Source organism: Streptomyces yokosukanensis (genome assembly GCF_001514035.1).
In the GTDB taxonomy this organism is placed as follows: Bacteria; Actinomycetota; Actinomycetes; order Streptomycetales; family Streptomycetaceae; genus Streptomyces; species Streptomyces yokosukanensis.
On the sequence record NZ_KQ948256.1, the window covers coordinates 1 to 15,311 of the forward strand.

General features: G+C 71.8%; 6 protein-coding genes. All 6 read right to left on the minus strand.

Annotated features, from left to right (window positions below; translation table 11 throughout):
* The coding region (locus tag AQI95_RS43630; RefSeq protein ID WP_067137019.1) for a hydrolase at positions 1-551 on the minus strand (551 nt) is incomplete at its 3' end.
* A gap of 62 nt (positions 552-613) precedes the next feature.
* Positions 614-3,412: an alpha/beta fold hydrolase gene (locus AQI95_RS43635; RefSeq protein ID WP_067137021.1), complete on the minus strand. Its 2,799-nt coding sequence runs from the start codon at positions 3,410-3,412 to the stop codon at positions 614-616.
* A 45-nt stretch (positions 3,413-3,457) separates the two neighbouring features.
* Positions 3,458-10,477 carry an SDR family NAD(P)-dependent oxidoreductase gene (locus AQI95_RS43640; protein WP_079072003.1) on the minus strand — a complete coding sequence of 2,340 codons (7,020 nt, stop codon included), beginning with the start codon at positions 10,475-10,477 and terminating at the stop codon, positions 3,458-3,460.
* Positions 10,478-10,526: 49 nt separating this feature from the next.
* Positions 10,527-11,837, minus strand: a complete 1,311-nt coding sequence (locus AQI95_RS43645; protein ID WP_208614429.1) for an FAD-dependent oxidoreductase — start codon at positions 11,835-11,837, stop codon at positions 10,527-10,529.
* Between the two features lie 5 nt (positions 11,838-11,842).
* The gene (locus tag AQI95_RS43650) at positions 11,843-12,724 is read right to left on the minus strand and encodes an ACP S-malonyltransferase (RefSeq protein ID WP_067137026.1); all 882 of its coding nucleotides are present in this window, start codon (positions 12,722-12,724) and stop codon (positions 11,843-11,845) included.
* A gap of 12 nt (positions 12,725-12,736) precedes the next feature.
* On the minus strand, positions 12,737-15,311 hold a 2,575-nt coding region (locus tag AQI95_RS43655; RefSeq protein WP_208614430.1), incomplete at its 5' end, for a beta-ketoacyl synthase N-terminal-like domain-containing protein.

The window sequence follows — 15,311 nt, forward strand, 5'->3', positions numbered from 1 at the left end:
CGGATGTAGCGCCCGTCCAGGTACTTCTTGGCCAGTTCCAGGTAGCGGGGGTTCTCGGAGTTGCGGATCAGCTCGAAGAAGAACATCTCCCGCGTGATCAGATGCACCCCGAGCTGCCGCAGACGGTCCAGTCCCAGTTCGTGGTCCGCCTGGTTGCGGGCGGAGACGGTGTCGGCCAGCACGAACACCGTCTTGCCCTGCTCCAGCAGGCTCAGCGCCGACTGGAGGATGACCACATGGGTCTCCGCACCGGCCAGCACGTACTGCTCCCGGTCGGTGTCCGCCACATGGCGCGCGACGGGCTCCTCGCGCAGGAAGTCGAAGTGCTCCTTCTCCAGGCGGGGCGCGCCCTCGGCCGCCTCGTGCAGCGACAGGGAGAGTCCGCCCAGCTTCTTGTGCTCGGTCAGCAGCAGCGGAAGGTCGAACTCCCGCGCCACCTCCGCCACCCAGCAGGTGTTGTGCAGCAGCTGAGTGCCCTCCAGCAGCAGCGGGATGAGTTCCAACTGCATGTCGAAGAGGACGACCGCCGTCTTGTCCGCGCGTACCAGCATGTCCCGCAACCGTTCCATTTCCGTGAGAGGTGGTGTTTCCGGATGTCGCATGGCGTCTCGGGTCAGCCCCGCTCGGCCCAGAACGCCGTCAGCGTCGTGTTGAAGGCGCGCGCCGCGGTGAGCGGCACATAGTGCCCGTGGTCCTCGAACTCGTGCACCCGCACTCCGGGGATCTTGGAGTACTGCCCGACCGCTTCGGTGTCGAGGACGCAGTCGCCGAGGCCACGCACCACCAGGCAGTCCGCGCCGATGTCGGGGAGCCGGTCGACGACGTCGAAGGCCGTCAGCGCCGTGTAGTAGCAGCGCAGGACGTCCATGGAGGCGTTCCCGCTGAACTTCTCGGCCAGGTTGCCGCCCTCGCCGAACACCGCTTCCAGCAGGCCCCCGTGCAGGCGCAGTTCCTCGCGCAGGTCGAGGGTGCGCTCGAAGGCGTCCTCGCCGTAGCGGGGTGCGCAGCTGATGAGTGTCAGCGAGTCGACGCACTCCGGGTGCCGCAGGGCGGTCAGGGTGGAGATGCAGCCGCCCAGGGACCAGCCGACCAGGTCGGCCGGGCCGTCGGCGGTGTCCCGCAGGAAGTCGGCCACCTCGTCCGCGAGCGCCTCGAAGGAGAAGCGCTGCTCGTCGAAGGGGGCGTCCTGGTGCCCCGGGTACTCCGGGACGTAGATCGTGCGTCCCTCCCGGAGCAGGGCCGGGATCTGCTGGGTCCACGCCCGCCGGTCGCAGTTGAGCGGCGGCAGCAGCAGGGTGGGCCGCCCCGCGTCGCCGAACCGGGACCACCGGATCAGCGGCGGGGTGTCGCTCGTCCCGCGTGCCGGGTGGACCGCCGGGCCGCGGCCGCTGCGGGCCGGTGGCTCCTGCGGCGGCGTGAGCGGCCGGCCGCCGATGGCGGCGGCGAGGTCGGCCACCGTCTCGTGGCGGAACAGGTCGTGCGCCTTGATGGGGCTTCCGGCCTTCTGGTAGGGGCTCAGCAGCTGCACGGCCGAGAGCGAGTCCAGGCCGAGCGAGGCGATCCTGGTGCCGGGTGCGACCTGGTCCGTTCCTTCCTCGTAGCCGAGCAGAGCCGAGAGTTGCGCACACAGCTGTCTGACGAGACCGTCGTCCACGAGTTGCGGTTCCGGTTGCGTGGTGTCCTCCGTCCGGGGTGCGTCGGGTGTCCGCGCGGGGGCTTCCTCGATCACCCAGTGGCGTCGTTTCTCGAAGGGGTAGGCGGGCAGCGCGATCCGCGCCAGGTCGCCCGGTGCGTCGAGCCGCCTCTGCAGGGCGGAGGTGTCCCGCGCCCGCCAGCGGGTGACCAGCTCGCGCAGGTCCTCGGCGAGACGGCTCGTGTCCACGGTCCGGGGTGCCGGGCCGTCCTGCGCCCCGCGCGTCAACTCGTCCAGGGTGGTGAGCAGTTCGTCCCGGGTACGGGCCACGATCACCTGTTCGTGGGTGTGGCGGGGGCGGCGCAGCAGCAGCTGGGAGAGGTCCCAGAGCCGGTCCTCGGGCAGCTCGGCCACCAGCGTCCGGCAGCGGTCGGCCAGCGCCGTGAGGCTGTCCGGCGACTCGGCCGAGAGAGCGAACGGCAGCGCCCGGCCCGGGCGGCGGTCCACCGCGTCCTCGCCCGCCGAGGCGTCCGGCAGCTTGCGCAGGACCACATGCCCGTTGGAGCCGGTGAAACCGAAGGCGCTGATGGCGTACAGCGGCTTGTCCTGCGGCCACGGCAGCGGTTCCCGGTTGACCCTGAACGGCTCGACGTCGAGATAGGAGACCGCCTCGCCGGCGGCGGCCACCGGCGGGATCGTCTCGTGCTGGAAGGCGAGCAGCGCCTTGATGACACTCGCCAGCCCCGAGGCCACCAGGGTGTGCCCGATGAGCGGTTTCACGGCGCCGAGATGGCAGCCCTCGCCGCCGGCTCGACGGAAGGCGGACCTCAGGCCCTCCAGCTCGATGGGGTCGCCCAGTGGCGTCCCGGTGCCGTGCGTCTCCAGACAGGCGATGGCCGAGGCGTCGATCTTCTCGCGCTCGTACAGCTCGGCGATCAGCCGGGACTGCGCCCTGGAACTCGGCGCCATCAGGCCGTTGGTGGTGCCGTTGTGATTGGTGCCGGTCGCCTGCACCGCTCCGTAGATCCGCAGTCCCCGGGCCCGGGCCTCGTCGTAGCGCATGACGACGAGCGACGCGGCGCCCTCGGCCGGTACGAATCCGTCGGCGGCGTCGGTGAAGGGCAGCGACGCGCCCTCGGGGGAGCTCATCCGGGAACGCTGCGCGAAGCGCAGCACCTCCGGGGTGCTGAAGACCGACACGGCACCGACGACCGCGCAACGGCACTGTCCGGCACGGACGTTGAGCGCCGCCTCGTGCAGCGCCGCCAGCGACGAGGAGCACGCGCTGTCCAGCGTGATCGACGGGCCGTTGATGTCGTAGAAGTAGGAGATGCGGCCGGACAGCGTCGAAGGCGCGTTGCCCAGGAAGCTGTGGGTGCCGTAGACGATGTCGCTGCGCTGCGCCACCAGGGCGCGGTAGTCGCCGGGCAGTCCGGCGACGAACACCCCGCAGTCCATCTCACGCAGGTCCGCGGCCGTCAGATAGCTGTCGTCGACGGCGTGCTGCACCGTCTGCAGCAGGATCCGCTGCTGCGGGTCCATGCACTGCGCCTCGTTCGGCGAGACGCGGAAGAACCGCGCGTCGAAGTCCTGGTGTCCGTCCAGGAAGCCGCCGACGAAAGACGTGGCGTCCTCCTCCCCGGGCCAGCGCTCGGTGGTGCCCAGGGCGCTGCGGCCGAGCCGCAGGTTCTCCCAGTACTCCTCCAGGCCGTCGCTGCCCGCGAACCGGCAGGCCATGCCGACCACGACCGGGGTGTCGTCCTCAAGCAGCTCGTCCATACCCACTCTCGTTTCCCTGGCGCGCCGTTGCCTTGCCGGTGCCGGTCACTCGAACCAGAACCGGTTCTGTTCGAACGCGTAGCCCGGCAGATGCAGCCGGCTGAACTGCCCGTCGCCGAACATCGTTTCCCATGCGAACTCCTCCCCCTGCACATATCGGGCCCCCAGGTCCTCCAACGCCGCACGGTGAGCGGGGTCCGCCGGGTCCGGCAGCCTCACCGGGTGCGTGGTCAGCCGCTGGGGGCGGCACTTGACCGGCTCCTGCGACCGGGCCTGCGTCAGCCGCTCACGCAGTTCCTCGGTGCTGGAGACGATCCAGGCCTGGCGGTACTCGAAGTGGTCGCGGCCGGCCGCCAGGGTGTGGGCGATGTCCGCGAGGTCCGCGCGCTCCGCCTCGGGGCCGCCCAGCCACTCCAGCAGTTCCTCCCGCATCGTGGCGAGCGAGGCACGGGAGCGCGCGCTGAGCGTGATGAGCCAGTGCGCCCTGGGCGCTCTGGGGGCCGGCTGCGGGGCAGGTGCCTCGGAGAGGACCGCGTGCGCGTTGGACCCGCCGAACCCGAAGGAGCTGACGCCGGCCACCAACGGGACGGCTCGCTGCCACGGCTCGTTCTCCAGCAGCAGCCGGAAGGGCGAACCGTCCAGCTCGACCAGCGGGTTGAGCTGCTTGAAGTTGATGTTCGCCGGCAGGCGGCGGTGGCGCAGGCACAGCAGCAGCTTCAGCAGCCCGGCCATCCCGGCTGCGGGCTCCAGGTGGCCCACGTTGGTCTTCACCGCACCCAGCGTGATGGCGCCCGGCTCACGGTGCGGGGCCAGCCGGCCGAAAGCGGTCCGCAGCGCGCTGATCTCGATGGGGTCGCCCAGGTTCGTGCCCGTGCCGTGCGCCTCGATGTGGGAGACCCGGTCGGCCAGCTCCGGTGTGTAGACCTTGGTCAGCAGGGCGACCTGGGCCTCGGGGTTGGGGGCGGTCAGCGAGTTGGAGCGGCCGTCGTGGTTCTCGGCCACCGCTTCGAGCACCGCGAGCACGGCGTCACCGTCGCGCTGGGCGTCGGCGAGCCGCTTGACCACCACGCAGCCCACGCCCTCCGCCCGCACATAACCGTTGGCGTCCTTGTCGAAGGTGGCGCAGCGGAAGTCCGGAGAGAGCACCCCCAGTTTGCTCGCCGCGTCGGTGGCGGCCGGGTCGACGAGCACGCTGACGGCCCCCACGAGAGCCATGTCGCACTCCCCCGCCGCGAGCGAGAGCACGCCCCGGTTCAACGCCACGAGGCCGCTGGAGCAGGCGGTGTCGACCGTCTGGCTCGGGCCGGTGAAGTCGAGCAGATGGGAGACGCGGTTGGCGAGCATGGCGTGGGCGTTGCCCGTGACGGTGTAGGGGTGGGCCCAGTCCTCGCTGTGCTGCAGCGCCGTCTGGTACTCGCTGAACTGCACACCGGCGAAGACGCCGACCTCCCGTAGTGACCCGGGCGCGTAACCGGCGTCGAGCAGGGCGTTGTAGGCGCTCTGGAGGAAGAGCCGGTGCTGGGGGTCCATGAGCATCGCTTCGCGGGCGGAGAGCCCGAAGAAGGAGTGGTCGAACGCGTCGAAGTCGTCGATGGTGCCCGCGAAGTACTGCTTCTCGCGGTCCTTCCAGCGGTCGACGGCGCGCACGGCGCTGCCGTTCTCGACGAGCAGCCGCCAGAAGTCCGCCAGGTTCGCGCCTCCGGGCATGATGCCGTTCATGCCGACCACGGCGTATCGGCCGCGTCCGCCGTCCGCCAGGTCGCCGCGGCCCGTGCGCGCGGCCGGGGCGGTGTCCGTCGCCGTGCCGGCGCCGGTGCTCCGTGCTGCGCCGGCGGACGGGGACGGCCGCGGCGCGGCCGGCTCCTGCCCCTGTGCCGGAGCGCCCTGGTCCCTGAGATAGGTGCTGAGCGAGGTGACGGTGCTGTATTTGAACAGGGCGTTGGGCGGGGTCTCCACGCCGAACCGCGGGCCCAGTTCCCGGGCCAGGTTCTGGAGCATGACCGAGTCGTAGCCGAGATCGCCCCACGTGCTGTCGAAGGCGATGTCCTCCGGTCGCAGGCCGGTCGTCACGCCCACCAGCTCCACGAGCCGTTCGCTGATCTCCTCCAGCGTCGCGGCGGCCCGGGTCGTACGGTCCGCCCGCGGCACCGGGCGTCCGGTGCCGGGCAGCAGCCGCTGCCGCATCCGCCGCACGTCGCCGACGCAGGGGATGACCTGGTGGCAGCTCGCGGGCAGGCCGTCGAGCAGGTCGAGGAACAGCTGTGCGCCGCGCCGCGAGGAGAGCGGCTCCATCCCGAACTGGCCGCGCAGGAAGTGCGCGAGCGCCTCGTACTGCTCGCGGCGTGCGTCCTCGGCGTCGAGCCACAGCGGCCAGTTGACCGACAGGCTCAGGCCGCTGCGCTCGCCGTCCGCCACGCGCCGGGCGCGCTCGGCCGCGAACTCGTCGAGGAAGCGGTTGGCGGCGATGTAGTCGCTCTGCCCGGTGTTGCCCATGACGCTGGAGATGGAGGAGAAGACGCAGAAGAAGTCCAGGGGCAGCTCGGCGGTGTACCGGTCGAGGTTCAGCGTGCCCTGCACCTTCGGGGCGAGCACCGCCTGCGCGTCCTCGGCCGACTTGTTCTGCACCAGGGCGTCCCTGATGACGCCGGCGCTGTGGATGACTCCGTCGAGGCCGCCGAAGCGTTCGCGGATCGTCTCGATGAGTTCCCGGGTCCGCGGCGCGGAGACGATGTCCGCCTGCTCGTAGTGCAGCCCCGGCGAGGCGTCGATCCACTGCCGCTGACCGGCGTCCGGCGCGGAGCGGCCGACGGCGATCACCGTGGCCCGGTACCGCTCGGTCAGGAGGTCGGCGATGGCCCGGCCGACCTTGCCCAGGCCGCCGGTGAGCAGGTACGTCCCCCCGGTGCGCAGCCGGACGCCGTCGGCGAGACCGAGTTCCGCCAGCTCGCGCCTCTGGCGGGTTCCGTCCGCCCATCTGACCTCGGTGAGGGGTTCACGGGCGGCACACAGCTCGTCCAGCAGGGGTCCCCAGCCGTCGGCGAGCACGTCACCGGCACCGCTGCGACGTGCCTGCACGGTGCGGACGTGCGGGTTCTCCTCCGCCAGTCCGTGCAGGAAGCCGGCCCCGGCACGCGCCTCGGCCGGGTCGGCCTCGCGGGTCGCACCGAGGACCGTGGACGGCGTACGGCAGCCCTGCAGGGCCTTGGCGAAGGACAGCTGCGAGGCCACCGATGCCTCGCGCCTGAGATCCACCCAGTACAGGTGCTCCAGGCCCAGTTCGCCGGTGAGGTGGTCCAGGGCGCGCCGGGCGGCGGTGTCGTCGCCGTCGGGCAGCTCGATCCGGTCCGCCCCGACGACCAGCTCGTCACCGGGCATCACCCGGATCAGCCGGGTCCCCTCGGGCGGGTCGGGAAGCCGCCGCTGCCGGCCGCGGTCGGTGAGGACGAGGACGTACGGCACGGTGGCGTCGGCGGGGTCGTCCGCCGGGCGCGGGTGCCACACCGGAGTGAGCAGCAGGGCGGCGGCGTCGCCGACCGTGCCGGGGGCCGGTGCGGCCGGGGCCGTGCGGGCGGACGGGCGGTTCGCGTGGTCGAGCGTGTCGGCCACGTACCGCTCGCGGGCGAAGGGGTAGAGCGGGGCGTCCACCAGCATGCGCAGCGGGAACAGCCGCGTGAAGTCGGGGCTCTCGCCGTCGAGGTAGGCCGACGCCGCCGTGGCCCAGGGGTCGGGGTCGCCGGCCGCCGGGGCGGCCGGGGAGGTCGGGGAGGTCGCGTCCGCGCTCTGCAGCAGGCCGGCCAGCTGTCGCACGCTCGTCGCCCAGTAGCCGCGCCGGACCCGGAAGTGCTGCCTGGCGCAGGACAGGGTGTAGCTCAGCCCGTACAGGTACGACGCCGTGTCGGGCGCGTCGCCGAGCGCGGCGAGCAGCTCGTCCGCGCGCCGGCGTACGGCGGCTTCGTCGCGCCCCGAGAGCGGGATGAAGTAGCGCGGGAACTCGGGGACGGGGCCGCTCTCGCGGGGTGCCACGAACTCCTGGATGATCGCGTGCCCGTTGGCGCCGCCGGCGCCGAAGGAGCTGAGTCCGGCGAAGCGCGTGGGACCGCTGCCCTTGGGCCAGGGCAGGGTCTCCTTGACCAGCGCGAACCGCGAGTCCTGAAGGTGCAGGTCGGGGTTTTCGAGTTCGCAGTGCAGGGTGGGGGCCAGGGTGCGGTGGGCGAGCTGTTTGACGACCTTGACGAGTCCGGCGAGTGCCGCGGCGGACTCCAGGTGCCCGATGTTGCTCTTGACCGAGCCCAGGTAGGCACGGCCCTGTTCGGCTCCGCCGTAGGCCTGCCGCAGCGCGCGCGCCTCGATCGGGTCGCCGAGCCGGGTGCCCGTACCGTGCGCCTCCACGTAGGTCACCGCGCCCGGTTCGATCTCCGCCGCGGCCAGGGCCGAGGTGATCACGCGGTGCTGCGCGCGCTCGGAGGGCACGGTGAAGCCGGCGGTGCGGCCACCGGAGTTGACCGCCGTGGCCCGGATGACGGCGTGCACCCGGTCCCCGTCCCGCAGCGCCTCGGACAGCGGCTTGAGGACGACGGCGGCGGTTCCCTCACCGGGGACGTAGCCGTCCGCCTCCACGCCGAAGGCCTGGCAGTGGCCGGTGGGGCTGAGGAACTTGCCCTCGGACAGCAGGCGGTACTTCCCCGGGTGCGTCATGAGGTTCACGCCGCCGGCCACGGCCAGCGCGCAGTCCCCGGCGCGGATGCTGCGGACGGCGAGGTGCAGGGCGGTGAGCCCGCCGGAGCACATGGTGTCCAGGGCGACGCTGGGACCGTGCAGGTCGAACGCGTAGGAGACCCGGTTGGCGATGGCGGCGAACGAACTGCCGATCACCCGGTCGGGGGCGGTGAGGTCCTGGTAGTGGCCGAACATGGCTGCCACGAAGACGCCGACGTCGTCGGTCGGCCGGGCGAAGTGCCCGGAGTCCTCCAGGGCGTGGTAGACGGACTGCAGGAAGCGGCGCTCCTGCGGGTCCATGAACCGTGCCTCCAGGGGCGCGATGTTGAAGAAGACGGGGTCGAAGTCCAGGGCGTGGTCGAGGAATCCGCCGTGGCGGCCGTAGGAGGTGCCCGGCTCGTCCGGCGCGAAGGAGTGGTTCTCGCGCCAGTCCCAGCGGTCGCCGGGGATCACGCGTACCGCGTCGTCGCCCCTGAGCAGCGCCTGCCAGAACGCCTCGGTGTCGGCGCCGCCGGGGAACTCCGCGGCCATCCCGATGATGGCGATGTCGTCGGGGCGGTAGGCGTCCGGCGCCGGGGCGTCCTCGCGGGGGGCTGCCGCGGAGGGGGACTCCCGCCACTCCTGCGCGAGTTGGCGCGGCGTTGCGGCTGCGGTGGGGACCGTCGGGGCCGGCGGGGCCGCCTCGGTCGTGGGAGCGGGGGCCGCGGCGGACTCCGGTGCCGGCTGCGGCTCACGGGCGAGGAAGGTCTCCAGCTCCGCGGCGAAGTTCTCGATCAGGTACGCGCAGAGCGCGGAGACCGTCGGGTACTCGAAGAGGACGGCGCGGCTCAGCCGGGAGGAGCCGGCGATGTCGAGGCAGCCCTCGATGTCCCTGCTGATGCGGATGCTGGCGATGCTGTCCAGCCCCTGGTCCAGCAGGTTCTCGTCGTCACGCAGATGCCGCAGGCCGCTGTGGCGGATCATGAGTTCCCGCAGCCACCGTGTCGTCCCGGCGAGCAGGTCGGGGGCGGGGGACGCGGCTCCGGCGGGTGCGTCGGCGCCCGGCGACACGGACGGCGACTCGGACGGGGGTGCGGACGGCGGTGCGGCGTCGGTGGCAAGGCGCACCTGTCCGTCGTAGACGACCAGGTGACGTGTCCCGGTGGCCAGGGCCGACATCAGCGCGTCGCAGGCCTGTTCGGGGTCCATAGCCCGCAGCCCGGAGCCGTCGTCCGGCATCTGCATGCCGTCGGTGTCCCACAGCCCCCAGTTGATGCTGTACCAGTCGGACCGGTGCTCGGACAGCCGGTCGAGGAACGCGTTGGCCGCGCCGTAGGCCGCCTGGCCCACATTTCCCGTGACGCTCGTCAGCGAGCTGAAGTGCACCACCATGCCGGGCCGGTGCGGACCGCTCAGGGACGCCAGGTTGAGGCCGGTGGCCACCTTCGGCCGCAGCACGGTCTCCAGGCGGTCGGGGGTCAGGTTGTACAGCAGGCAGTCGTCCAGCACTCCGGCGAGGTTGAACACCGCCTTCACCGGCCCGAACCGGTCGTGGATGTAGCGCAGCGCGCCGTCGAGCGCCTCGCGGTCGTGGGCCGGGGCGCCGAGGTAGCTCCGTACGCCTGCTTCCTTCAGCGCGGCCTGCGCCTGCGGGCCGGGCGTGCCGCGTCCGAGGACGAACACCTGGGCACCGTGGTGCCGGCTCAGGTAACGGCACAGATGACGTCCGACGCCCCCGGCGCCGCCGATGACCACGACGGGATCGCCGTCGCGGAACACCTCGCGCGAAGGCACGCCGGCCGGCGGTCGCGGCGCGTGCTCGAGGCGCGCGATCCGCTCGCCCTCGGCCCGCAGCACCGCCCCCGGGTGGCGGGCACCGGCCGCGATCCAGCCACGCAGCCGCTCGGGGGTGACCGGGTCGCTCCACTCGACGGCGGTGTGCAGGAGCGGGCACTCCAGCGCGGCCGTGCGGGCCATGCCGTCGAGCAACGAGGGCAGCACCTCGGCCGTACGGGACAGTGTGACGAGGTGGACGCGGCGCCCCGACTCGCGCACGGCCTGCAGCAGGGCCAGCGCGGCGCGGGCGAACCGGATCGCCGGGCCGTACTGCGGTGTCCCGCCGGACGGCCCGTCGCCCCATGCCACCACCAGGGTGGTGCAGTGGGCGGCGAGCCGTCGCAGTTCCTGCCCGAGCCGTTCCTCGCTCTCCGTGGCGGGGTCGCCGTACCAGCACTCGGCGCCGATGGAGCGGGCCGCCGACGCGACGTCCTCCCGGTCGGTGACCACCACAGTGGCTCCGGCCTGCTCGCCGCGTACGTCCGAGACGGCGGGGGCGCCGATGTCCGTGTACCGAGGCGCTAGCGATTCCATGGGTCATCCCCGTTTGAGAAAGTGATGGTGCCGACCGGGCGGTTGGTGCTCATACGCCCATGAACTCCTTGATGCCGCGGAACTGCCCGAGGGCCGGTGTGTCGTCCGGGAAGGGGTACGCGGCGCCCAGCCGGTCCGCGATCACCATGCCGGAGACGATCGCCCCCTCGTGCCCGGTGACGCTGGTGTCGGTGCCACAGAACCAGAGGTTGTTCAGGCCCTGGATCCGGCTGAGCTGCTTCTTGCGGCCCACGTCCACCGGCCGGAGCTGGGGAAGCTTCCACTTGCGGCGGACGATGACCCGCTCGGGGTCGACGTCCTCCTGCGGATCGAAGGTGATCAGGATGGGCGACTGGACGTTCCGGTAGGGGTGGAGCACATTGCAGTTGCGGGTGAGGCTGCCCATCTGCTCCTCGGCGCGGGCGAGTTCGAACCCGGCCGGCATCCGGAACTGGCAGTAGGCCTCGCCGCCCACCGGGCTGAGCCAGCTCTCGTCCTGGTGCAGCACGCTCTCGACCGGCACGTACGCGAAGTCCCCGAGCAGTTCCCGGTACTGCGGGTCGGACGTGCGCAGCATGCCCAGCGTCACGTCCGCGTGCGTGGCGAACACGACCTGGTCGAACTGGTGCTCCTGCCCGCCGGCCACCACCGTCACCCCGGACTGCGCCGGTACGACGGCTTCGACGGGCGTGTTCAGCCGGACGCGGTCGCCCAGCTCGCTCTCGATCCTGGCCAGGTAGCCGTGGATGCCGCCCTGCGCCTTGCGCCAGTACCCGGCGGAGAAGAAGGAGAGCAGGTTCATGCTGAACGACAGCGCGACATACATCAGGTTGTAGTCCAGGGACGGCGCGTGGCAGCCCGAGTAGATGCTCAGGATGGGGTTCATCGCCTGGTACTTGAAGCTCTTGGAGTACCCGTTCTTGTCCAGGTACTCGCCGATGCTCATCTGCTTGTAGGAGTCGTCGCCCGAGGTGGGCAGCTGGTTCATCTCCTGGTGGAACCGGTCGAACTCCTCGTGCAGCTCCTCGCGGAGCCCGCCGAGGAAGTTGAGGTTGTTCCACGACTGCTGCTCGCCGGGGAAGTCCACGTGCACGGAGGACGGGGCGACGTAGGTGCCGATGCCGAAGTCGGTCAGCAGCCGGAACAGGTTCGGGGAGAGCTTCTCGTTGAAGTGCTCCACACCCATGTCCACGTGGAGGGTGCCCTGGTCGGTCTCGATCGGGTGGCTGTAGGCGTGCCCGCCCAGGTACTCGCCCGCCTCGAAGAGCGTGACGTCGTGCTTTCGGGCCAGCAGCCAGGCCGCGACGGAGCCGGACCCGCCGCCACCGATAACGGCGATCCTGCTGTTTGCTGTTTCCACGGTCATCACTTCCTGGGCTCGGCCTGCGGCGAGGATTCGTCGCCGAGGATCTTTGCGCTCAATTTGGTCAGCACCCGGCCGGGACCGATCTCGTCGAAGGTCTTGTGTCCCGTACGGGCCAGATGGGTCACGGTCTGCCACCACCGCACCGGCTTCACGAGCTGGAAGACCATCTCCTCCAGCAGGTGCTGGGCGCCCAGCGTCCGGCCGCTCGTCGTGGAGACGACGGTCTTGGTGGGCGGCGCGAACTCCCGGTCCCGAAGGAACCGCGCGAACTCGCGCCGGGCAGGCTCCATGTGGCGGGAGTGGAAGGCCCCGCCGACCGCCAGCCACACACAGCGGTGGCCGATCTCCTCCAGTCGCGGCACCAGCTCCTCCAAGCGCGGTTTCGCCGCACTGACGACGACCTGGTCCGGGCTGTTGTAGTTGGCGACGTCCACGTCGAAGAACTCCAGCTGGACGAGGTGTTCGTCGATGTCGTTCGCCCGCGGTCCGAGGACCGCGACCATCGCTCCGCCCCGCGCCTCCTGCATGAGGGCCCCGCGCTTGGAGACGATCTCCAGGCCCTCGAAGAGGTCGAAGACGTCGGCCGCGAAGAGCGCCGGATACAGCCCCAGGCTGTGGCCCGTGACGCAGCGCGCCTGCTCGTCGCCGTGCTGCTCGGCGTACGCCAGGTACATCAGGCAGCTGACGAAATAGACCGCCTCCTGTGTGTAGGAGGTCTCGTTGAGCAGTCCGTGCGGATCCTTCAGGCACAGCTCGCGCAGCGAGTGGCCGACGATCTCTTCGGCCCTGTCGCACAGCCGCGGATAGGCGTCGAACACCTCCTTGCCCATGCCCAGGCGCTGTGAGCCCTGCCCGGGGAACATCACGACATCGCCGGCCATCACCGCCCCCTGTCAGTTCAGCTCGAAGACGGTGAACGGCGCGGAGGCCGTGGCCGGCTGCCGGGCCGCCGGGCTGCTGCCGTCGATCGCCACGGACACCGTTTCCTCCAGGGCGACGAGGACGTCTCCGTGCTCGTCGGTGAAGAAGAAGTCGTAGGTGCGGGTCCGCTGGGAGGAGCCGCCCGGCCGGGCCACGCAGTGGCAGTAGACCGCCTCGTCCCGCGGAGCCCGGACCACGGTCAGCCGTCCCAGGTGGTAGGGGACGAACACGGGCCCGCCCGGTGCCTCCTCGGCTGCGAGCAGGATGGACAGCTGCATTCCGCAGTCCAGCAGCGCGGGCGACAAGCCGTAGCCCCAGTCGCGGTCCACCTGGATGAAGGCCCGTACGCTGCCCGGTCCGACCTCGGCCCAGCGCACGCCGCGCAGCGGTTCGCCGTAGTCGTAGCCGAGCCGCCGGAAGGCGTCGTAGATCTCCGGCCCGTGCTGCCTGCGCGTGGCGGCGGGCAGCTCGGGCGGGCCGCCGACCGGTGCGGGCGCCCACACCTCGGCCGTGCAGTGCACGTCGCCGGAGGTGCGGTCGACGAGCGACAGCTCGCCGCCGCGCTCCCGGACCTCGACGGCCTCGGGGTCGGTGATCCTCTTCTGCCAGAGCACGTTGCCGAGGGCGCGGCCCTCGGCCCGTCCGGCGAGGGCGGCGAGCGTCCAGGCCGCCGGCGCCATGGTCACGCCGTCGATCCGGTGGGCGGACACCAGCGTGGACAGCGAGCGGAAGCCCGATTCCGCGGAGTCGACCCAGTGGCGGTGGCGCAGGAACGGGTAGGCGGGCAGTTCGAGGGGCGTGGTCCTTCGGTAGTAGCCGTCCCAGTCCGGGGAGCCGCCCGACTCGTACAGGGCCGCGACGTCCTGGGCCGTGCGGGCGGACAGCTCCTGCACCTCCCGCACCGCCGTGGTCCGGGGAGCGGGGCGGCGGTGCAGGTCCTGCTCGAGGCCGCGGACCAGCTCGTCCTGGTCGCGGCAGACGATCGCGACGCGGTGGGCGAAGCTGTCGCGGCAGCACGCGAGCGTGTAGGCGAGGGCGTCCATGTCCACCCGGCGCCCGCCCAGCCACTGCCGCAGCTCGTCCATGGCCGACTGCAGCCCGGCGGCGCTGTGGTGGGAGAGCGGGATGACGTAGCAGTCGCGCTGCGCGGTGGTGGGCGCCGTGGTCCCGGTGGGCTCGGGCACTCCGCGCAGCACCACGTGCGCGTTGGCTCCGCCCGCGCCGAAGGAACTCACGGCGGAGACCAGGGGAAGGTCCGCGGGCCAGCTCTCGGCCTGCGTGTTGAGCTTGAACGGGCTGGCCTCGAAGTCCAGGTGCGGGTTGGTGCGTTCCGCGTGCAGCGAGGGCACCAGGGCGCCGTGGCGCATCTGGAGCACGGCCTTGAGCACTCCGCTGAGGCCGGCCGCCGACTCCAGGTGGCCGATGTTGGACTTCACCGAGCCCAGCCGGATGCGTTGGGTGCCGGCCGCCGCGTATGCCTTGGTCAGGGCCCGCAGTTCGAGGGGGTCGCCCAGCGCGGTGCCGGTGCCGTGGGCCTCGACGTAGCCCACCTCCTCGGGGGAGGTGTGCGCCGCCGCGAGGGCCTTGGTGACGAGCGCGTACTGGGCCTCGGGGTTGGGTGCGGTGTAACCGTTGGCCCGGCCGCCCGCGTTGACCGCGGAGCCGCTGATGACCGCGTAGACGCGGTCCCCGTCGCGCAGGGCGTCCTCGGCGGGCCTGAGCACCAGGCTGATGACGCCCTCGCCGTCCACGAAGCCGTCGGCTCCGGCGCCGAAGGGCCGGCACTGACCGGTGCGCGAGAGCATCTCCATGCCGCACAGGAGCTGGTACTGGCGGGGGTGGGTGATGAGGTTGACGCCGCTGACGACGGCGCGGTCGCACTCGCCCGTGCGCAGCGACTGGCAGGCGAGGTGCAGCGCGGTCAGGGACGCCGAGCAGGCGGTGTCGACGGCCATGCTGGGCCCGTGCCAGTCGAAGTGGTACGAGGCCCGGTTGGCCATCGACCAGAACGCGGAGGTGGGCGGCTGTGCACCGGGGTCGGTGGCCGTGTGCCACGCGTACCCGCCGTTCATGACGCCGACGAACACGCCCGTGTCGCTGCCGGCGAGCTTGGCGCGGCTGCATCCGGCGTCCAGGATCGCCAGGTAGGTCTGTTCCAGGACGAGGCGCTCCTGGGGGTCCATGCGCGCCGCGTCGTGGGGCGTGATGCTGAAAAGCGTGTGGTCGAAGGCGTCGATGTCGTCGATGAAGGCGCCGCGTTCGGTGTACGAGACGGGCTCGGGGCCGTCCGCGAGGCGTGCGGCGAAGCGCTCCGGTGGCACGGTGGACGTGCAGTCCAGACCTTCGAGCAGGTTGTCCCAGAACTGCTGGGGGTTCGACGCCTTGGGCAGCCGTGCGGCGATGCCGACGACGGCGATGTCACCGGGCCGCGGCACGACCTCGCGGGTGTGCCGGACGGTCTGCCCGGGCCGCTCCTGCCTCGCCGTACCCGGGGAGGAGGTGCGGGAGCGGTCGTCGTCGGCAGCGGCGGCGGGGGCCGGCTGCGCG